This window comes from Kiritimatiellia bacterium (genome assembly GCA_025054615.1).
GTDB lineage: Bacteria > Verrucomicrobiota > Kiritimatiellia > CAIVKH01 > CAIVKH01 > JANWZO01.
Genome location: JANWZO010000016.1, coordinates 39151 through 58812, shown reverse-complemented (window position 1 = coordinate 58812; position 19662 = coordinate 39151). Strand labels below are relative to the sequence as shown.

Annotated in this window: 18 protein-coding genes; 2 read left to right on the top strand and 16 right to left on the bottom strand. The window is 58.5% G+C overall.

Translation table 11 applies throughout. The features are described from left to right. Window positions 1–188: 188 nt before the first annotated feature. Window positions 189–1235, top strand: coding sequence for a peptidylprolyl isomerase (locus NZ740_08320; protein MCS6772014.1), 1047 nt, complete (start codon window positions 189–191; stop codon window positions 1233–1235). Between the two features lie 73 nt (window positions 1236–1308). After that, window positions 1309–2535 carry a SpoIIE family protein phosphatase gene (locus NZ740_08315; protein ID MCS6772013.1) on the top strand — a complete coding sequence of 409 codons (1227 nt, stop codon included), beginning with the start codon at window positions 1309–1311 and terminating at the stop codon, window positions 2533–2535. A 20-nt stretch (window positions 2536–2555) separates the two neighbouring features. Here NZ740_08315 and NZ740_08310 read toward each other — a convergent pair whose 3' ends face one another. The 16 genes from NZ740_08310 to NZ740_08235 form a co-directional block, all read right to left on the bottom strand. After that, window positions 2556–3359, bottom strand: a complete 804-nt coding sequence (locus tag NZ740_08310; protein ID MCS6772012.1) for an ATP-binding cassette domain-containing protein — start codon at window positions 3357–3359, stop codon at window positions 2556–2558. Next, the gene (locus NZ740_08305) at window positions 3329–4357 is read right to left on the bottom strand and encodes an ABC transporter ATP-binding protein (protein MCS6772011.1); all 1029 of its coding nucleotides are present in this window, start codon (window positions 4355–4357) and stop codon (window positions 3329–3331) included. The genes NZ740_08310 and NZ740_08305 overlap by 31 nt, the downstream gene beginning before the upstream one ends. Then, window positions 4332–6107 carry an ABC transporter substrate-binding protein gene (locus NZ740_08300; GenBank protein MCS6772010.1) on the bottom strand — a complete coding sequence of 592 codons (1776 nt, stop codon included), beginning with the start codon at window positions 6105–6107 and terminating at the stop codon, window positions 4332–4334. The genes NZ740_08305 and NZ740_08300 overlap by 26 nt, the downstream gene beginning before the upstream one ends. A gap of 163 nt (window positions 6108–6270) precedes the next feature. Next, window positions 6271–7143 carry a heme o synthase gene (gene cyoE / locus NZ740_08295; protein ID MCS6772009.1) on the bottom strand — a complete coding sequence of 291 codons (873 nt, stop codon included), beginning with the start codon at window positions 7141–7143 and terminating at the stop codon, window positions 6271–6273. A 32-nt stretch (window positions 7144–7175) separates the two neighbouring features. Beyond that, window positions 7176–7511, bottom strand: a complete 336-nt coding sequence (locus NZ740_08290; GenBank protein ID MCS6772008.1) for a cytochrome C oxidase subunit IV family protein — start codon at window positions 7509–7511, stop codon at window positions 7176–7178. Next, window positions 7511–8236: a cytochrome c oxidase subunit 3 family protein gene (locus NZ740_08285; GenBank protein MCS6772007.1), complete on the bottom strand. Its 726-nt coding sequence runs from the start codon at window positions 8234–8236 to the stop codon at window positions 7511–7513. Before NZ740_08285 ends, NZ740_08290 begins: the two co-directional genes overlap by 1 nt. Further along, complete coding sequence (ctaD, locus tag NZ740_08280) at window positions 8229–9893, bottom strand: cytochrome c oxidase subunit I (protein ID MCS6772006.1); 1665 nt, start codon at window positions 9891–9893, stop codon at window positions 8229–8231. Before ctaD ends, NZ740_08285 begins: the two co-directional genes overlap by 8 nt. A 1-nt stretch (window position 9894) precedes the next feature. Then, window positions 9895–10842, bottom strand: coding sequence for a cytochrome c oxidase subunit II (coxB, locus tag NZ740_08275; protein MCS6772005.1), 948 nt, complete (start codon window positions 10840–10842; stop codon window positions 9895–9897). Window positions 10843–10864: 22 nt separating this feature from the next. Continuing rightward, window positions 10865–11713 (bottom strand): SCO family protein, encoded by an 849-nt coding sequence (locus NZ740_08270; protein ID MCS6772004.1) that lies wholly within the window; start codon window positions 11711–11713, stop codon window positions 10865–10867. Continuing rightward, window positions 11710–12129 (bottom strand): hypothetical protein, encoded by a 420-nt coding sequence (locus NZ740_08265; protein MCS6772003.1) that lies wholly within the window; start codon window positions 12127–12129, stop codon window positions 11710–11712. The genes NZ740_08270 and NZ740_08265 overlap by 4 nt, the downstream gene beginning before the upstream one ends. Beyond that, window positions 12113–13327 carry a hypothetical protein gene (locus NZ740_08260; protein ID MCS6772002.1) on the bottom strand — a complete coding sequence of 405 codons (1215 nt, stop codon included), beginning with the start codon at window positions 13325–13327 and terminating at the stop codon, window positions 12113–12115. The genes NZ740_08265 and NZ740_08260 overlap by 17 nt, the downstream gene beginning before the upstream one ends. Before the next feature lie 4 nt (window positions 13328–13331). Further along, a complete protein-coding gene (locus NZ740_08255) occupies window positions 13332–13919 on the bottom strand; it encodes a cytochrome c (GenBank protein ID MCS6772001.1) in 588 nt (195 codons plus the stop codon). Between the two features lie 5 nt (window positions 13920–13924). After that, window positions 13925–14515 carry a DUF3341 domain-containing protein gene (locus NZ740_08250; GenBank protein MCS6772000.1) on the bottom strand — a complete coding sequence of 197 codons (591 nt, stop codon included), beginning with the start codon at window positions 14513–14515 and terminating at the stop codon, window positions 13925–13927. A gap of 3 nt (window positions 14516–14518) precedes the next feature. After that, window positions 14519–15904, bottom strand: a complete 1386-nt coding sequence (gene nrfD / locus NZ740_08245) for a polysulfide reductase NrfD (protein ID MCS6771999.1) — start codon at window positions 15902–15904, stop codon at window positions 14519–14521. After that, the gene (locus NZ740_08240; GenBank protein ID MCS6771998.1) at window positions 15904–18951 is read right to left on the bottom strand and encodes a Fe-S-cluster-containing hydrogenase; all 3048 of its coding nucleotides are present in this window, start codon (window positions 18949–18951) and stop codon (window positions 15904–15906) included. The genes nrfD and NZ740_08240 overlap by 1 nt, the downstream gene beginning before the upstream one ends. After that, window positions 18948–19607 (bottom strand): cytochrome c family protein, encoded by a 660-nt coding sequence (locus NZ740_08235; protein ID MCS6771997.1) that lies wholly within the window; start codon window positions 19605–19607, stop codon window positions 18948–18950. The genes NZ740_08240 and NZ740_08235 overlap by 4 nt, the downstream gene beginning before the upstream one ends. Window positions 19608–19662: the final 55 nt, after the last annotated feature.

Genomic DNA, 19662 nt, shown 5'->3' with positions numbered 1-19662 from the left:
GCCTCGTTCGCCCCTTATGACTCATTCGAAGTAATACCATCGCTGCGACCCTCCCGACGACGCCATGGGGTCATTTCTATCGAGTTTGCAAAGGAGACATTTTCAAAGAGTCATGACATTTTCCATTTGCGGGTTTGACACCGATCGATAAGTCATGCACGGTTGATCAACCATTACGAAAGGAATCCATGTTGTCGAATCGAAACACCTGCCTCGCCGCGTTCGCGGCTTTCGCATCTCTCTTTCTGGGCTGTAACCCCTCGAGATCCAATGAGGGAACCGATGTGGACCTGTCCAAAAGCACCGACTTGTTCCGGCCCCCAAAGCCGGCAGATACCGGATCGGTCGCCACCGGCGTCGTGGCCACGGTCAACGGTGTTCCGATCACTCCGGAGATGATTGAGCGCGAATTGAATGCGCGAGCCCAACAGTTGCAACGCCGTATGCCATCAGAGCAGCTTGCGCAAATGTTGCCTCGGCTGCGCTCGCAAATTCTCGACCAGATCATCGCCCGACTGCTCCTCTTGCAGGAGGCGGACCGTCTAGGATTGACCGTATCAGATGAGGAGATGGCCTCCTTCCGGGCCGAGCTCCAGGCGGCTCTCCCCCCTGGGATGGATCTGTCCGCCATTCTCGCCGATCGCGGAATCAGCGAGGAGCAGTTCCGCCGCGAATTCGCCGATGATATCCGCGTCCGAAAGTTGATCGAGCAGGCCGTCTCCAATGCTGTCACCGTCAGCGAGGAAGAAATCCGCCAATTTTATGAGGACAATTCCGAACAGTTCCAACGACCGGAACTCGCAACAGCCCGCCACCTTCTTGTGGCCGTCCGAGAGGGGCAGGACCGGGAGGAGCAACGCAAGAAGGCGGAGCAATTGCGGGAACGACTGATTGCCGGCGAGGATTTTGCCGAATTGGTGCGCAAGGAAACGGATGATCCGGGCAGTCGGGAAACCGGTGGCGTTTACACTTTCCCGCGCGGTCAAATGGTTCCGGAATTCGAAGAGGCGTCGTTCACTCAGCCTATCGGTGAAATCGGAGATATTGTCGAAACCCGCTTCGGCTTTCACATCATCCGGGTTGAAGGCCGCGAACCAGCGCGAGAACTTACATTGGACGAGGTCCGTACAAACATCGCCGCATTTCTGCGCGGCCAGAAGGCATCGGGAATCATTCAACAATACATCAATGAATTGAAGGAAAAGGCCGACATCGTCGTACATCAACCGTTGTGAGCCGACGGCGGTCTTTTCGCCCTTATCCCGCACAGCCCTTTTCAATCCCCCTGTTGCCGGATATAGTGGCAGTATGACGGATTCGGGTTCGCCCCCACGCTCCGGTCTGTCCGACAGCGAAATGCTTCGACTGTTGATGGACAGCCATACAGACCACATCTATTTCAAAGACGAGAAAAGCCGTTTCATCCGCATCAACAGCGCCCTGGCGCGGTGGTTCGGCCTCGATGACCCGGCCCAGGCAATTGGGAAGACCGATTTTGATTTCTTCACGGAGGAGCATGCCCGCGAAGCTTTTCAAGACGAGGCCCGCGTGATGGCCACCGGGATCCCCATCATCGGAAAAATCGAAATGGAAACGTGGCCGGATGGCCGGCGGACCTGGGTTTCCACAACCAAATTGCCAATCCGGGACGAAAACAGGCGAATTATCGGCACCTTCGGCGTATCGAGGGACGTCACCGAACAATATCTTCAGCGGGAAAAGCTAGCGAGGGCCGTTGAGGAACTTCGAAAGGTGAATGAGCGGTACCGCGAAGAGCTTGCCCTCGCCAGCGATGTGATGAGCGCGTTGTCCGCCAATCGGCTCGAGACGTTTCCCGAAAGAAATGGACCGCCTCGTTTGCGATTCCACTACCGATATTCCGCCGCCGAACAACTGAGCGGCGATTTCTTCGTTGTCGCCTCCTACAATTCGCAATCCGCGATCATCTTCCTCTGCGATGTGATGGGCCACGGCATATCAGCCGCCCTCATTGCGGCCATCCTCCGCGTGTGGGTAGGCCAGATGGTCCGCGCCGAGACGCCTCCGGCCGGAATTTTGACCACCCTCAATCGACGCGTGCATTCCCTCTTTTCCGAACCCGAAATTCTTCGTTTCGCTACCGCCTTCTGCGGAGTGATCGATGTGAGCCAGAATACCCTCCGTTATGCCTGCGCCGGACACCCCTCTCCCATATTGATCGACCCGAATTTCGGGAAGGCGCGCGCGCTGTATGACAGCCGCTCGAAGGAACCCGGCCTCGGCCTTCAGCCCAACACCGTCTACGCCGAATGCGAGGAAGTGATGCCGCTAGGCAGCCTCCTGATGGTGTACTCTGACGGCTTGCTGGAATATCAGGCGGCGAGGGAGGGGGCCATCACTCCCGAAATTGAGCTCTGTGAACAAATCAACCGCTATTTCGGGCTGCAACCGGATGCGATCATCAACGATGTGTTCACTCGCGCCCAGGCTGCCGCCAGGACGGGCGTTTCGGACGACATCTGTATCGTAGCCGCGGAAATGATCCAGAGCGCATGAGCGGTTGCCGTTGACGGCGGTCACGCCAAATCAGGCACCGCTTGCAACAGCTCGCGGGTATGGGGGTGGCCGGGATTTTCAAAAAGCCTTTCGACGGGGCCATCCTCAACTATTCGGCCCCGATGCAGGACGACGATCCGCCGGCAGACGTAACGCACGGCCGCCAAATCATGGGCCACAAGAAGCAACGTGAGACCGCCCGCCCGGTGCAGGTCCAGCAACAAATTCAGCACATGCGCCTGGACCGACACATCCAAAGCCGACACGGGCTCGTCAGCAATCAACAGTTCCGGCCTCACCGCAAGCGCCCGAGCAATGCCAACCCGCTGACGTTGGCCCCCGCTGAGTTCGAAAGGGAATCGATCGCCGTAGGAGGCGTCCAGTCCGACCTGCCGCAGCAACCGATCCACAGGATCCTCCTCGCTAGGGGCAGCCGATACGCGGTGGACGCGCAAGGCTTCCCGAAGGGCCTGTCGAACCGTCATCCGCGGATTGAGCGACCCGTAGGGATCCTGAAATATCATCTGGACCTCACGTCGAAATCGGCGCCGATCCGTGCGCATCCATTCGCCGAGCGAACGACCTGCGATCGTGACCGAGCCCGATTCCGGGCGTACAAGGCCGACGAGCAGTCGGGCAAGCGTGGTCTTACCGCTCCCGCTCCCGCCCACCAACCCCACACATTCACCGCGCCAAATATCGAAATTGACATCCTCCAAGGCGAGAAGGCTTCGGCCGCGCGCATGGTAGCGCACCGACACGCCCCGGAGAGAAACAAGAGGCCCCTCTCCGCTCATTTCGGTATCTCCCGCCAAAAGTGACACCGCACACCCTCCTCCATATCGGGAACCCGTTCTGAACAGAGTTTTCTCGCAAAGGGGCAACGGGGATGAAAACGGCAGCCGCCAGGGTAGGCATCAGCGGCGGGAACGACGCCGGGTATACCTTCCAGGCGCTCAAGAGATCCTCGCAATCTGGGCAAAGCCCGCAGCAGTGCGCGCGTATAAGGATGGCGCGGCGAACTGAGGACGTGTTCGGCGGTCCCCTCCTCCACGATCTGACCGGCATACATCACGATGATCCTCCTCGAGATTTTCGAAGCCAGCGCCAGATTGTGGGTGATAAACAGCATTGCTAGATTGGTTTCCCGGGCGAGTCGAATCAGAACGTCGAGGACCTGCTTCTGAACGGTGACGTCGAGCGCGGTCGTAGGTTCATCCGCGATAAGCAGTCTGGGCCCTCCGGCGAGCGCCATCGCGATCATAGCGCGCTGCTGCATCCCACCGCTGAGTTCGTGGGGATACGCCCGCGATACGCGTTTCACGTCATCCAGTCCGACGGCTCTGAATAGGCGCTCCCGTTCGGCCGCCCGGTCGACTTCAGGACGATGGGCCCGCAATACCTCATCGATCTGAAAACCGATGGACCACACCGGGTTCAGTGCTGCGGCCGGCTCTTGAAAGACGTAGGCAACGGAGCCCCCCCGCATGGCGCGCAGCTTGGCGGCATCCGCTTTCAAGACATCCACCCCCATGAGAATGATGGATCCGCCCGTGTAGCGCGCCGGTGGCTCGGGCAGCAGGCGAGCTACGGCCAGCGCCGTGGCACTTTTCCCGCAGCCGCTTTCGCCGACCAACGCGACTACTTCTCCGGCCGCAATGTCAAACGACACGGAATCCACCGCCCGGACGGGCCTTTCCGCGGACCCGAATTGAATAGAGAGATCGCGGACCGATAGAACGATGTCGGTCTGTCCGCCAAGGCCGCCAGCCGGAAGGGGAACGGGTTTCGCGTTCTCAGCGGGGATCGGAGGAAAGACCATAATATTTCTCCACCCCATATGGGAAGAGGTGCGGCTTCCGGTTTCGAAGCCGGCTCTGATGCAGCGTGTAACTCAACGGTTCGGCCACGAAAATCCATGGGGCGTCGTCCATCGCGATTCGCGCAAGCCGGCTGTAAAGCGCCGTCCGTTCCGGCGAGTCTTCCATGACACGGACCTGTTCAAACAGGCGGTCGAATTCGGAGCTCCGGTAGTGTGCCCGGTTTGGGCCCCCGTCCGAATTGGGTCCATACAGGCACTGAAGAAAGTTCTCGGCGTCCGGGTAATCGCCAAGCCATCCGACATAAAACATCTGGGCCTGGCCCCGCTCGAGCTTCTCAAAAAAGGCCGGCCCATTGTTGAAACTAAGACGGAGAGCCACGCCGATCCGATCAAAGAAGGCCGCGATCAGTTCGGCCGCTTGGCGCAACTCAGGATCATCGGCGCGCCCCAGTTCAAGGGTGAGCTCCACCCGGCGGCCCGTTGCAGGGTCGCGTCCCCCTGGGTAACCCGCCTCGACGAGGTAGGCCCGCGCCCGCTCCAAATTGAAGGGGTACGGGTCGTAATCGGGCTCATAGCCCGCCAAGGTGCTCGGAATCGGTCCGCGCGCCCGACGCACTCGCCCGTTGTGCAGGCGTATCCATTCCTCGGAGTTGAACGCGCAGGTAAGAGCCAGTCGCAATGCGCGGTTCGGGCCCACGACCGGATCGTTCATGTTGAATCCGATGTAGTTGATCCGAAGTTGGGGCGAGACGGTTAGTCGGATGCCGCGCGCGGCCAGTTCCGGCAGCAGGTTGCCGTCCGGGCCGATCACCACGCTCCAGTTGTCGCGGGAAATGTCAGACTCATCCAATTCGCCGCGCAAAAACATCATCCATTGCGTGGTCGAATCGGCGATGACATACATCACAATCCGGTCGATGAGGGGCAACGGTTTTCCGGCATCGGCGAGAAGTCCCGCCTGCTCATCCCCGGGCTCCCCTCTCGACGGATAGCGGTCGACGCGCCCGGTTTCAGCCCATTTGGGGTTTCGCTCAAAAATTTTTCGATAGTTCCTGCGCCATTCGATGAGCCGATACGGCCCCGACCCGACCGGCCGCGCGGCAAAGCGATCTCCATAATATTCAACCGCCTCGCGAGGCACGATCGACGCGTAGTGGAGCGCCAGCACCCATAGAAACTGAGGAAACGGTTTCGTGAGCGTGAATTCAACCGTATAGCGGTCGATTGCGCGAAGCCCCTCGACAGGACGGTTGTAATCGGTCGGGCCGGGCCCGCCGCTCGCCGCGCGGAACTCGTCCAGTCCACGAATCCGCCCCTCGAACGCCCACCATCCGGAGGACGCTACTTTGCGGTCCGCCAGGCGCTTGATCGAATAGACCACATCATCCGCCGTCATTTCGCGCCCCCGTCCGCCGGGGAAACATGGATCGTCCGAAAAGTGGATGCCTTTTCGCAGCTTGAAGGTGTAGCGCAAGCCGTCCGGAGAGGTTTCTGGCATCCCATCTGCCAACAAAGGTTCGACGCGATATGGGCGTTCTAGATACGCGATCTGCACGAGCGTTTCATATACCAGGGCGATCGCTTTGGCCGACGCCACATCGGAAACCTTCGCCGGGTCAAACCCGCGAATTCGGGCGGAGGCAAGATAAAGGGTCCGGTCGCGTTCGGCACGGTCCTCCAACAGCGCCCTTCCACACCCCGTGACCAGCAACGCCGCAAGAATCAGCGTCAGGGGATACAGCGGCCGCACGAGGGAACGTCGGAAGGTTGAAGAACATCGGCGGGCAAAAAATTCCATGCTGCAGAATTTACAGAGCATGGAAGCCGTTGGACGAGTTTTTCCAGAGCATGGAAATTATGCGACTCGCCAAACCCGGTTTGGCGTTCCGCGGCATGCGGGTCCCCCAATCCGTTCACCGGAGGAAGGCGACGTCGAGGACCATGAGACCAAACAGAAGCGGCAGATAAGCGACCGAGGCGAGGAGGACGCGGCGCGCGTCGGCATGTCGTTTGTGCTGGGCGAGGTGAAGCCCGGCCGCCAGCAGGGCGGCTCCAAGAAATACAGAGCCCGCCAAATAGACGCTGCCCGTGAGGCCGATCGCGGAAAGGGCGATTGACGCAGGAATCAGAACCAGGGAGAAAAAGATCGCATGACGGAATAGCCGGCAGCCGGAGGGATCGAGGTTGGCGAGCATTTTGAAGCCCGCGGCGCGGTAATCTTCCCGATACATCCAAGAAATGGCGTAGAAGTGCGGGTGCTGCCAGAGGTATAGAATTACGAACAGAATCCAGGCGCCTGCATGAAGGCCGTCGGTCGCTGCGGCCCAACCGACCATCGGGGGAAGCGCCCCCGGAATCGCGCCGATGGACGTGTTGAGCCATGTCACTCTTTTGAGCGGCGTGTACACAAGGACATACAGAAAGGCGGTAAGCAGAACGAGGAAGGCGGACAGGAGATTGACGAGTCCAGCGAGCCAAGCCACTCCACCGAGGACCAGCAGGATACCGTAAGCGAGGGCATGGGCGGGCTCGATATGGCCGGCGGGCAGCGCCCTTTTTCGCGTCCGCTCCATCCGCGCGTCTGCGTCGCGCTCGAGAAAGTTGTTCAGCGCCGCAGCGCCGGCGGCAGCAAGCCCCGTGCCGAACAAAGCGGACAGCAGCGCGAGCGTCCCCTCCCCAGTAAGGCGCCCGTCCGCGCCAAGGAAAAAACCGGAAGCCGTCGTGACAAGGACCATCCCGACGATTCTCGGCTTGGACAGTTCCCAGAGCGCAGCCAGCATCGCCATGAGGGTCCTCCGCTCATGCATGGGAGAATCGCTCAGTGGTGGACGGTGGTCTCAACAGTTGTCTCCCAGCCCTCCGGAAACGGGAGCCAGGCGCGAGACCGGTAATCGCTCAGGGTCAGGGCGATCATAATGACGAAAAAGATCACGCCCGCGCCGGCGCACAGGCGCGTGATGGGCGCGGCGAAACGGAGATGCATGAAGTACACCGCGACCAAAAAGGCTTTGAAGACCGCAATACCGACCGCGATGACATCATTCAAAAACCCGAAATCGAGAAATGCAACCCAGACAGTGACGACGGTCAGAACCATCAGAGTGGCAATGACCGCGAGATACACTCGTATGGGCATGACATGTTCGCCGCTCATCAGTGCCTCCCCACCAGGTACAGCAACGGGAACAGGAAAATCCAGACAATGTCGACGAAATGCCAATACAGGCCGGTGACTTCAACCGGGTTGTAATAGGCCGAGCTATATCGACCCTGCAAGGTTGTGACAAGAAGCCAGATCATCAGACCGGCGCCAATCACCATGTGAAGCGCGTGCATGCCGGTCATTGAAAAATAGAGTGAATAGAATAATTGGACGTGGGCCGGATTGGCCGTTTCAAATGCGTGCCGCAGATGGTCACCCACCTTCGTGCCGGACGCTTCCAGTTTGGCCAGCTCGGCAGCCGGATCGAGATGGAAATTCGGGCCGGGCACGAGGTGGTGCTCATATTTCCCGGAGTATTCCACCACCTTGACGCCGAGGAAGACCAACCCCAGGACGAGGGTCAATACGATCCAGAGCGCCGAAGCCCTCGGTTTGTCGGTCTGCGCCGCATGTACGGCCAGCGCCATCGTGAGAGATGAGGCAAGCAGCACCGCGGTATTGAACCCTCCAAGTCCGATGCTCAGAAGATGGCTGCCGACCACCCACGCCTCTGGATAAATCGACCGATAGATTGCATAGGCGGCAAAAAGGCCGCCGAAAAACATGACCTCGGTGACGAGAAAGATCCACATGCCGAGCGTCGCGGATTCGCGCTGTTGCACAGCGCTTTCGAAGTGATGCGCGACATGCGCGCTGGCGTGGGCGTGGCTAGACACGGTGGCCCTCCGGAATTGGATGAGCGGTCGGGACCCAAGTCACGGACGGCTTGTCGTAAGCGTAAGCCTCCTGGGTCACGACGGGCGTGGTCAAAAAGTTCTCCGTCGGAGGCGGTGACGACGTTTCCCATTCCAATCCGCGGGCGTCCCAAGGATTGGCTGGCGCCCGCTTGCCCTTGAACAGCGACCAGATCATATAGCCGGCCATGATGAGATAGCCCGCCCCGAGCACAGAGGCGCCGGCCGTCGACATCACATGCAGGATCTGAAACTCTTCGGCATAGGTGTGATACCGCCTGGGCATCCCGTGATAGCCGAGCTGGAACTGCGGGAAGAAGGTAAGATTGAATCCGACGAAGATCACGATCGCCGCGAATTTGGCCCAGCCTTCTGGGTACATGCGTCCGGTGATCTTTGGCCACCAGAAGTGGAGCCCCCCAAGAAAGCCCATGACACCGCCGCCAACCATGACGTAGTGGAAATGGGCGACCACGAAGTAGGTGTCGTGGAGATGAATGTCGGTTGCAAGCGTACTGAGGAAGAGGCCCGTGAGCCCGCCGATCGTGAACAGCCCGAGGAATCCATAGGCATACAGCATCGGCGTTTCAAAGGAGACAGACCCTTTGTACATGGTCATGATCCAGTTCAGGATCTTGATCGCGGTTGGAATCGCGACGAAGAAGGTCAGGAAGGAAAAGATCAGGCCGGCATAAACCGATTGTGAGCTTACGAACATGTGATGGCCCCAGACAAAGAAACCAATCACTGCAATCGCCAGCGAGGAAAAGGCGACGAAGGTGTATCCGTATAACCTGCGACGGGAAAAGCAGGAAACCAGCTCGCTGACGACCCCCATGCTCGGCAGAATCATGATGTAGACGGCCGGATGTGAGTAGAACCAAAACAGATGCTGGAAAAGGACGGGATCCCCTCCGAGGGCGGGGTCAAACAATCCAAATCCGAAGAAACGCTCAATAAAAATCATCACCAGCGTGATTGCAACCACCGGCGTCCCGAGAATAACCACGAGGCTTGTCGCATACATGGCCCAGATGAAGAGGGGCAGGCGGAACCACGTGAGGCCCGGCGCGCGCATCTTGTGAATGGTGACGATGAAATTCAAAGCCGTCATGATCGACGAGAATCCGGCAATAAATGCACCGGCCACAGCCAGGATCACGTGAGAATTCGCGTACATGCTGCTGTAGGGCGTGTAGAAGGTCCAACCGGTATCGACACCTCCGCGTACGATGGCGCCGAGCGCAAGCAGACCGCCCGCCATGAATACATACCAGCTCAACAGATTCAGTTTCGGAAACGCGACGTCCTTCGCCCCGATCATGATCGGCACAAGGAAGTTGCCGAGGACAGCCGGGATCGACGGAACGAGGAAGAAAAAGATCATCACGATGCCATGCATCGTGAATAGCTTGTTGTAGGTTTCCGACTGCAACAGGTCGGCTTGCGGCGTCATCAGGTCCAGCCGGAAAATGGCCGCCGCGGCGCCGCCAAGGAGAAAAAACACCGTCAGACTGATGAGGTACAGAATGGCGATACGCTTGTGATCGACGGTGAAGAGCCACGATTGGATCGAGAACCGATTCGAGAGGTAACTCTTCGGCGTATCATCTGCCGTAGCCAAAGCCGCGTGACTCATATCAGTTCGACGCTCCCGCTAAACTTTTGATGTAAGCAACCAGTTGCATCAACTGGTCCTCGGTCACGATTCCTTTGAATACCGGCATGACCGGAGCATAACCAGCGACAATCTTGGCCTGTGGATTCAGAATAGATTCTCGCAAATAATCCTCATCAGCGATTACCTCGGTGCCATCCGCCAATCGTACTGTGTGGCCGAATACCCCGACAAGATTCGGACCCAGCGCGCCGGAATTGGGATTGTGACATGTCTGACATCCCAGTTGCACAAACAACCGCTCGCCTGCCTGGACGGGCGTCTCAGTCATCGCGACGCCCGTCTGACCAACAAGCCACTTCTCATAATCAGCAGGCGTGAGGACATAGACCCATCCGCCCATCATGGAGTGCTCAGTACCACAATACTCCGTGCAGAAAAGCCGATACTTACCCGGTTTCGTTGCCTGAAACCAAAGGCGAGTGTAGCGGCCCGGAAGGACGTCCTGTTTCACACGAAATGCGGGAATGTAAAAGCTGTGGATCACATCTTCGGAGGTCATCGTCAGTTGGATGGGTTTACCGGCAGGGATATGCAGCGTATTAATTTCACGCTTGCCGTTGGGGTGCTGCAGTTTCCACATCCACTGCTTCCCGGTTACGAGAATTTCCATCGCGTCAGCGGGCGGACGGGCGGCTGCGAAATAGACCTTAGCGCCCCACCCGAATAACACGAGCAGGATGACGAGCAATAAACCTCCGGCTGCCAGTTCCAAGCGGCTATCTTCGTGCGGTCTTTCAGGGGTTACCCCCCCCGCACGTCGGCGGAACCGAACACCAAAAACCAGCACCAAACCTGCGGCCAGGAGCGTGAAAAATACGCTAATGGCAACAAGGAATATGTAGATGGCGTCCACCTGGGGCGCCAAAGTCGATGCCTGCTCGGGCAACAATCGAAATACGTTGTTCATCGGATATCCACCGGGCCCCCCTTTATGCGGCAGCCGGCGTCAGCATCCTGCTTCGTTTCTCGCGACGCCAGGAGACCCAGACAAAGCTTCCAACCGCGACCACGGTCACCGTGCACCCGAACCGCACGAGATTCATGATGGCTGCACTATAGCCGCCAACGACGGGATTGTAGTGATAGCAGAGGAGGAGAAGTTGGTCCACCGGATTCCCGATCCTTCCAGAAGACGCCTCGACGAGAGCCAGTCGGACATCGCGGGGCGAGTACACCACTCCATAAAAATAATGCGACAGCTTTCCGTCCGGCGTGGCCACCATAATTCCACTGCCGTGCGCAAACTCCTTGGCCCGCTCATCCCACGCAAAACGAAAGCCGGCCGCCTCGGTAACGGCTTTGATGGCGGGCTCATCCGCAGTTAGAAAATGCCAGCCGGACTCCGCGCCTGGTCTGGCCAATTCGCGGACATAACTGGCCTTTTTCTGCGCGGCCAAGACATGCGTCTCCGTATGGTCAAAGCTCAACGTCACAATTTCATAATCCTGTCCGGGTTCGAAGGCCACCTGGCGCATAACCTCGACGATGCCGTTCAGCACGAGATTGCAGAGCATCGGACATTTGTAATAGACGAGCGCGAAGACGACGGGACGGTCCTTGAAATACGTACCCAACGGGACGATGCGACCCTCTTCATCGCGGACCGGCACATCCAAGGGAAGGGTGGCGCCGAGCTTCTGCTCAAATCCCGTCCGCTTCAAAACCTCCGGTGGCGGGGGTTCCGTTTTTTGCTCCATCGGCAAGGAGCGTGTCGCTGCGCTCGCAACGGCAACCCCCCACCCCGCGAGGGCAATCCACATGACGCCGCGCCAGATCACGGCGTATCCTCCGCATTTCTAGCCGGGAGACCGCGCTCAGCGAGAATTTCCATCGCCCGCTCGACAGGAATCCGAACGATCCCGGCGCGCTCGTCAACCCACGCATATTCGGAGATCGACGCGCGCTGCCGTGCGTATTCCTGCGCCCAAGTGGCCGGCTCATCGACCTGAAGGCGAGGTTCGGGCGGAAGAACCCGGTGCTGGCGGACAAAATCGACCACGGCCCGATCGGCCAGGTCAGAGCGCTTATCGAAAGCCACGAAGATCCCTCGGAGCAACAATAAGGTGCCCACGGTGAACAGCCCGACAAATCCCACAAATCGGAGAATCGCCCGCGACGGGATATCTCGGTCCGCGTAGTCTGGACCGCTCGGATTCTGCGTCGTCTGGCTCATCTGATTATGCATCGGATGCATCGGCTTCCCAACCTGTATCGTGCTCTTCCGGATGCGCCAATATATGTGCGAATCGAGGGTCATTCAACGGCAGCAATGGCCGTTTTTGGAGATTCCCCAGGAAGACGAACAGCCAGAGGCCAAACATGCCGATCGGCGCGGCCAGATCCGCCCATGAAATGTGGAAATGCTCATGGCGAAACGCCGGCATCAGCGTCCAAAAATAATCCACAAACCTCATCACGAGCAGGCCACCGGCAATCCACGAGAGGGTCCGGGCGTTTTTCTTGACCGCTTTGAACAGCATCAGTCCGAACGGAATGAAGAAATGGAAGACCGCCAGACCAGCCGCAATCTGCGTCCACGGTGCGTGGCTGCGATGCGCATAATATTCAATTTCCTCCGGCAGATTCCCCGACCAGATAATGACCAACTGGCTGACGTTCATGTAGGTCCAAAGGATGGTGAACGCAAAAATCATATTTCCAATGTCATGGAACTGCTGGACGCCGATGACCGAACCGTATCGGCTGTCGGCGGAGAGGATGCGGGCAACGATCGCCATGAGACAGAGGGTTGACACCCCCTGCCCCACCATCATGATGGCGCCATAGATCGAAGAGTACCATTTGGGTTCAACGGACATCGCCCAGTCGAAGGCGGCGAACGTCACGGCAAGCCCGAAGATCACCAGGCCGATGCCGCTCAACATCCGCATCTTGCGACCATAGAGTTCGCGTTCCGCGGGCCGAGCATCCTGCAAGGCCGACCACGTTGTCAGGAGCCACGTCAGTCCGATCCAGATTGCAAAATAAATTCCCGTGCGGATGAAAAACCATGGCAGATTCAGATACATGCCCTTGTGCTGCATGACGTGCTCAAGGACATGGTCGTGGTGTTTCGCAGGATTCACCCAGGCATAGAGCCGGTCCATTCCGAAGGCGATCGGAATAAAAAGCACGAGGATCAATGGAAAGGTCCGAGCTGCCGCCTCATAGGGCCGCTGCAGGCAAAAGCTCCAACGGCCAGATGCCAGATGATGAATCATCAGCAGCCCAAGGCCGCCGGACGCAAAAGCAAACACATACATGAATCCTGCAAGCCAGGACTGAAAAAACTGATCAGGCCCGATGACAAACCAACTGGCGATCGTCGCGCCCGTTCCGACGATGCCCACAGCCAGCGCTTTGAGACGGAGGGATTGGAGTCGTTCGTTCATGCGGTCATCGTCCTACCCTGGCCGCCTCGAGCGCGGCCCGATGTTCCGGAGGAACATCTTCGATCGTCGCGTTTCGGCTCAACTGTAGCGCCCGGATATAGGCGACAATCGCCCAGCGGTCGCGAACCGGAATCTGATCCGCATAGTTCGGCATCTGACCGAATCCGTTTTTGATGGCGCTGTAAAAATAGCCGGGCGGCGAATCGCGAAGCCGTTGCTCATGAAAGGACGCCGGCCGCTTGAAACCGCGTTGCACGACCATGCCATTGCCGGAACCCGACATATCATGGCACGGCATGCAGAAAATATTATATCGCTCTTGGCCTCGGGCGAGGACCTCGCGGGTCACGGGGAATGGAAAAGTTTCGGCTGGCTTGCCGTCCACAACCCCATCGTGAAGATGCTCATCGTCTTTGAGCAGCCCGATTGCCACGGTGCCCTCGGGGATGGGTCGGGAGGCTCGCTGATCGCTGAAAAATTCACTGCGTTGCAGCGGCCTGTACTTGGGCTGGTCGTACATGGCCTGCCGCAATTCGCAACCGGTGGTGGCGAGTGCGCCAACGATCAGAATCTGGGACATTAGTCGTCGCATGGCCTTCAGTTTAGCGTGGGCCCATCGTGCGGGTCCGGCGCGCCATCTTCTAGCGGAGCCACTCCCACGAAATTCGCACCCGTGGATTTGAGGAGGGCGGCCGTCTTCTCCTCGTCGAACAGGGGATCAGTTGCCTCTACCACCAAAACGAATTTGCTTGTCGTGGCATCGTCGACCCGCGGCGCAGAGAAGACCGGGTGATGGGGGCGTGGCAATCCGTTCCGCACTAGCATACCTACAAAGGCAGTCAAGCCCGCGGCCAGAATTGCGCACTCAAAGACGATAGGGATGAAGTTGGGCCAACTGAAATAAGGCCGTCCCGATACGATATGGGGATACTGGATCATGGACTGCCAGTATTGGAGGGCGAACCCGCCTAAGGCGCCCGCCATGGCGCCGGCCAGCACAAGACCTGCCATTCGGCTCCGGGGCAGACCGAGGGCGTCGGCTAAGCCATGCACGGGGAAGGGAGTGAGGGCATCAATGCGCTTGAACCCGGCATCACGCACCTTGCGCGCCGCCTCCACCAGCGCTTCTGGCGTTTCGTACTCGGCTACAAGGCCGTAAATCTTTGGGCTGTGCTCGGGATCGGTCATGACTCAATGGGGATGCGCTTTCTTCTTGTGGAGAAGTTCCCTCAGCTCAAAAGCGGCGACGGACGGGACAAACCTCAGGAAGAGACACATCATGAATCCAAAAAACCCGATGGTGCCAATGAACATCGAGAAATCGAAGATGGTCGGCGTGTACATACCCCATGAGCTTGGGACGAAATCCCGGTGCAGCGTTGTCACCAGGATGACATACCGCTCGAGCCACATGCCAATGTTGATAACGATGGATATCACCCAGACAATTCCGGTGTGCAGGCGAATCTTCTTGAACCACAACAACTGGGGAATCACGCCGTTGCACAAAATTAGCGCCCAGTAGCTCCAGCCGTACGGACCGAACATACGGTTCCGCATCAGAAATTCCTCATGGGGGTTCGCGCTGTAGACGAGAGCGATAAACGCTTCCATCGCATACCCGTAGAGGACAATCAGGCCCGTCGCGAGCATCACCTTCGAAATCACGTCCAGGTGCTTCTGCGTGATGAAATCCTTGAAGCCGAACAGGGCCCGCACTGGAATCGCGAGCGTCAGGACCATGGCGAAACCCGAATAGATGGCGCCAGCAACGAAATACGGCGGAAAGATCGTGGTATGCCAGCCGGGTAACTGGGAAACGGCGAAATCCAAGGCGACGATGCTGTGCACGGATACCACCAGGGGGGTTGAAATGCCGGCCAGCAAGAGATAGATGATCTCGTAACGCTGCCAGTGGCGAGCGGAGCCGCGCCAACCCATGGCAAAAATGCCGGCAATGACCTTGGTGATCCTATTCTTGGCGCGATCTCGCAGGCTCGCGAGGTCGGGGATCAAGCCCGTGTACCAGAACAGCAGAGAAATCGTGAAGTAGGTCGAAACCGCGAAGACGTCCCACATCAGAGGGCTGCGGAACTGCGGATACATCTGCATCACGTTCGGATAGGGAAACAGCCAGTAGGCGAGCCAGGGTCGGCCGGTATGAAGGAGCGGGAAAAGTCCCGCGCACATGACGGCGAAAATCGTCATCGCCTCGGCAAAACGGTTGATGGATGTCCGCCATTCCTGTCGAAACAGGAACAAGATGGCGGAGATCAACGTCCCGGCGTGGCCAATCCCAATCCACCACACGAAATTGATGATGTCGAAGGCCCAAGCGACCGGCTGGTTGTTGCCCCAAATGCCGATACCCATGCGGAGCAAATGTCCGATCGTCAGGAACAGAATGCCTGCGACCAGGAACGTAATTCCCATCGCGACGGCCAATGGCATGGGCGTCTTCCCCGACAAAATCACGCCATTGATCTTGTCGGTCGCGGAGTCATAGGTGTGTCGGAGGTCTACGACCTCCGGAATCTCTTCATACCCCAATTTCGCCTCTGGAGCGGTAGCGGACATCAGGCATGTTCCCCGTGGGCCGTTTCAACGGCCGGTTGTTCCAGATCGGGATTCGGGTTGCGCACCTTCGCCAAATAGGTCAGCCGCGGACGCGTGTTGAGCTCGACCAACATGCCGTAATTCAGCGGCAAGGCGCGTAACTTGGCGACCGGGTCCTCTGGATTGTTGATGTCGCCAAAGACGATGGCCCGCGTCGGGCAGGCCTGTTGGCAGGCAGTTTGAAGGCCGTCCTGAACCACGTCGACAAGACGCCCCTTCTTCTTCGCCTCGATCCGTGCCTCGCTGATGCGCTGCACGCAGAAGGTGCACTTTTCCATCACCCCTCGCGCGCGAACGGTCACGTCCGGATTTCGCTGCAGTTTTAGCGAAGGCGTGGTGTGATCAGCAAACTTGTAGAAGTTGAAGCGACGGACTTTGTAGGGGCAGTTGTTTGAGCAATAACGGGTGCCGACGCATCGGTTGTACACCATCTGGTTCAGGCCTTCGCGGCTGTGCACGGTCGCGGCTACAGGGCAGACCGCTTCGCATGGCGCATTCTCGCAATGCATGCAGGTGACCGGCTGCAGTGCGATCGCCGGATTTTGTGGATCACCGACAAAATATCGATCAACCCGGATCCAGTGCATTTCCCGCCCGCGTCGTACCTGATCCTTGCCGACCACCGGAATGTTGTTTTCGGCCTGGCAGGCAACGACACAGGCGTTACAGCCGATGCAGGCATTGAGATTGACCACCATTCCCCACTGGTTGCCCTTGGTGTAATCGAAGTCCGGGTAGATGGAGGGTGGTGTTTGACCGAACTCGTCGTACTTCCTGACAAAATCGGGCTTCTTCCTGAACTCATCCAGCGTCGCGGATCGATATAATCGTGCGTGGTGTTTCTCGCTCAGGCGGTGGTGTTCCTGGGTCGTCACGACGACGGATGTCTCCCCAGTATCGCGCGCGAGACCTACAGTAATCCATGGCTGGGCAGTGGACCTTAGAGCGAATGCGTTGAAGCCGGCGCCATTTCCCACCCGGCCGGCACGGCTCCTGCCGCCACCCATCAAAACCGTGGCGCAGTCCTCCGGATGGCCGGCCTGGACAAACACAGGGGCCCTCACCTTGTAACCGCTGGAAATCAATTCCACCACGAATCCGTTCCGTAAACGCCTCAAGGCAGCCGTCTGGGGCGCAAGGAGCACGACATTGTCCCAGACAATCTGCGTCATGGGTCGCGGCACTTCCTGAAGCCACCCGTTGTTGGCGTAACGCCCGTCCCAAGTTCCATAATCGGGCTGGAAGGAAAGCTCCAACTCAGAGGCGCCCAAAGCTTTCTCAACAGGGGGTTCCGACGCCAGTCCGCGTTTGACTCCTACAGTTTTCCCGGCAAAAGCGGATCCGTGGACGAGGCCATCGTGAAGCCAGCGGCGCCACTGTTTCTCAAAATCGGGCGCATTTTGGGCCTGGGCCTTCCAATGCTCCTGGACGAGTTCCAACCCTTTCTTCCCGGTTTGCCCCAGAAGCGCCGCCATAACCTCATGAGCCGAGCGCCCGCTGTAGAGAGGCTCGATCAGCGGCTGGATGATCGAGGCTGTACCGTCGAAAGCTCGGGCATCGCTCCACTCTTCGAGATAATGCGTCGCAGCGATATGCCAGCGACACCATCTGGACGTTTCGTCGCGATAAAGGCTGTGGTGGACGCTGAAGGGGACCTTTTGCAGAGCTTCTTCAAACTGGCAATCTGCCGGCGCGGTGTAGACAGGATTCCCCCCCAGGATGAAGAGCATCTTGACGAGACCGGCTTTCATGTCCGCCGCCAGCTCTTTGATCGATTCCGTCTGGGAGCCCTGAAAAACTTCGACTGGCGGAAGCATTTCGACGGTTTTGCCAAACGCATCGAGCGCCTCGTTCATGGCGTGCGCCAAGGCGTGGACGATCGGCGGTTGATTTTCGCCCGCCAGTACCACGGCGGCGCCCCGATGACGTTTGAGGTCTCGAACAACCGCCTCAATCCATGCCTTTTCAGCGTCGCCGGGACCGGCAGCCGCATCGATGCCCAACCCCCGCGCGATTGCGCGCGCGATCCACTCCACACGACTTGCACGGACCGCCAAGCGATGGTCAGCCTGCCCACCTGTAATACTTGCCGAGGATTCGACCACATAGAGGCGGCTCATGCCCTCGGTCGAAAGCGGCGAATGGCGCGAGGCAAAATCCCGTGCGTATCGAACGTGACCGGGACCGCGACCGAGAAAGTCGCTGTCCAGCGAGAGCACAACAGCGGCCTTGTCGAAGTGATATCGCGGCCACAAAGGCTCTCCAAAGGCAAGCTCGGCCCCGGCGAAGATGTTGTCGTGATTGACCGGCTCGTAGACGTGCCACTTCGCCTGAGGAAAGCGTTCGAGAAGGCTGCGGATCTGGGCGATCAGGGTCGGAGAGGTTACCGATTCGGTCAGAATGCGTAGACCGGCACCCTGAGATAACTGGAGTGAAACTAGCTCGTTTTCAACTTCGCGAATGAACTGATCCCATGTCGCCTGACGGCCAAATTTTAAGTGCGCTTGAGAGCGATCGGGATCGTACAGTTGGAGGACCGATGCCTGCGCGAACAAGCTCGATCCGCCCAAGCTTGCCGGGTGCAACGGATTGCCCTCGATTTTGGTCGGGCGACCCATGTGGCTCTCGGCCAGAATCCCCTCGGCATAACCCGCATGGACAAAAGAAGTTGCAAAAAACAGCGGTTTGCCGGGCACCACGTCCTCTGGCGCCCGAACGTAAGGCACAATCTTCTCCTCAGGTTGCTTGGTGCACGCGGTCAGCCCCGCCAGCGCCAGAGACGCCCCCATGAGCCGAAGGAAATCACGGCGGTCGATCGGATCCCATTCAGCAACGGCGGCGTACCGTTCCAGCGAGTCCCGGAGGTTCTTCGGGTCTGCGCCTCGCGATTCGGCGAGCTCCTCCAAGCTGCGCCACAGCGCGGTAGAATTCGAGCATCGGCTCTCGGACAGGGCCCGCTCGAACAGGGCTTCCGCGCCCGCCGTAACAGATGGATTTCGATCGCTCATCGATGGCACAAATTGCAATCGAGCATTTTATAGTGTTCAGTGTCGATCTTGTATTCCTTCACCAGTTGCAATCCCACTTCCCGCTGATTGGGCGGTGGCTGCCACGCCATGTCAAAAATTTTATCTTTCGGACGCACATAATTCTCCGGAGCGCGGTGGCAATCGAGGCACCACTGCATGTACAGGTCATTTGCCTTGTAAACCAGCGGCATCTCGTCGACCCGCCCGTGGCAGGTCGAGCATCCGATTCCTTTGGCCACATGGATGCTGTGGTTGAAGTAGGCAAACTGGGGCAGGTCGTGCACGCGAGTCCATTGCAGCGACTCACCGGTCCTCCAGCTCTCTCGAACCGGTTCGAGCATAGGAACATCGGCAAAGATCATGGAGTGACAATTCATACAGGTCTTTGTCGGCGGAATGCCGGCAAACGCGGCGTCCTCGACGGACGTATGGCAATAACGGCAATCGATCCCCATGTTGGCATGGTGCTTGTGACTGAAGGGAATTGGCTGCGCGCGGGCTACCCCGACCTCCGTGGTGTACGGCGAGCGCGTGAGCTGGTCCAACGCGACAAGGGCGCCGGTAATGAGAAAAACCAGACCAACGATACTGAATCGCGCAATCGTGTTCGCGGATCGATGAAAAACTTGCGCCATTCTCTAATTCAAAAGTTGCTGCGAAGCACAATGAGTCGCTGGGTCACTGTTACCA

Bases quoted from the DNA above. Each gene is read 5' to 3' on its own strand.
- NZ740_08320 (MCS6772014.1), top strand. From the start codon at position 189: ATGTTGTCGAATCGAAACACCTGCCTCGCCGCGTTCGCGGCTTTCGCA.
- NZ740_08315 (MCS6772013.1), top strand. From the start codon at position 1,309: ATGACGGATTCGGGTTCGCCCCCACGCTCCGGTCTGTCCGACAGCGAA.
- NZ740_08305 (MCS6772011.1), bottom strand. From the start codon at position 4,357: ATGGTCTTTCCTCCGATCCCCGCTGAGAACGCGAAACCCGTTCCCCTT.
- cyoE (MCS6772009.1), bottom strand. From the start codon at position 7,143: ATGGCGATGCTGGCTGCGCTCTGGGAACTGTCCAAGCCGAGAATCGTC.
- NZ740_08290 (MCS6772008.1), bottom strand. From the start codon at position 7,511: ATGAGCGGCGAACATGTCATGCCCATACGAGTGTATCTCGCGGTCATT.
- ctaD (MCS6772006.1), bottom strand. From the start codon at position 9,893: ATGAGTCACGCGGCTTTGGCTACGGCAGATGATACGCCGAAGAGTTAC.
- coxB (MCS6772005.1), bottom strand. From the start codon at position 10,842: ATGAACAACGTATTTCGATTGTTGCCCGAGCAGGCATCGACTTTGGCG.
- NZ740_08265 (MCS6772003.1), bottom strand. From the start codon at position 12,129: ATGCATCCGATGCATAATCAGATGAGCCAGACGACGCAGAATCCGAGC.
- NZ740_08260 (MCS6772002.1), bottom strand. From the start codon at position 13,327: ATGAACGAACGACTCCAATCCCTCCGTCTCAAAGCGCTGGCTGTGGGC.
- NZ740_08255 (MCS6772001.1), bottom strand. From the start codon at position 13,919: ATGCGACGACTAATGTCCCAGATTCTGATCGTTGGCGCACTCGCCACC.
- NZ740_08250 (MCS6772000.1), bottom strand. From the start codon at position 14,515: ATGACCGATCCCGAGCACAGCCCAAAGATTTACGGCCTTGTAGCCGAG.
- nrfD (MCS6771999.1), bottom strand. From the start codon at position 15,904: ATGTCCGCTACCGCTCCAGAGGCGAAATTGGGGTATGAAGAGATTCCG.
- NZ740_08240 (MCS6771998.1), bottom strand. From the start codon at position 18,951: ATGAGCGATCGAAATCCATCTGTTACGGCGGGCGCGGAAGCCCTGTTC.
- NZ740_08235 (MCS6771997.1), bottom strand. From the start codon at position 19,607: ATGGCGCAAGTTTTTCATCGATCCGCGAACACGATTGCGCGATTCAGT.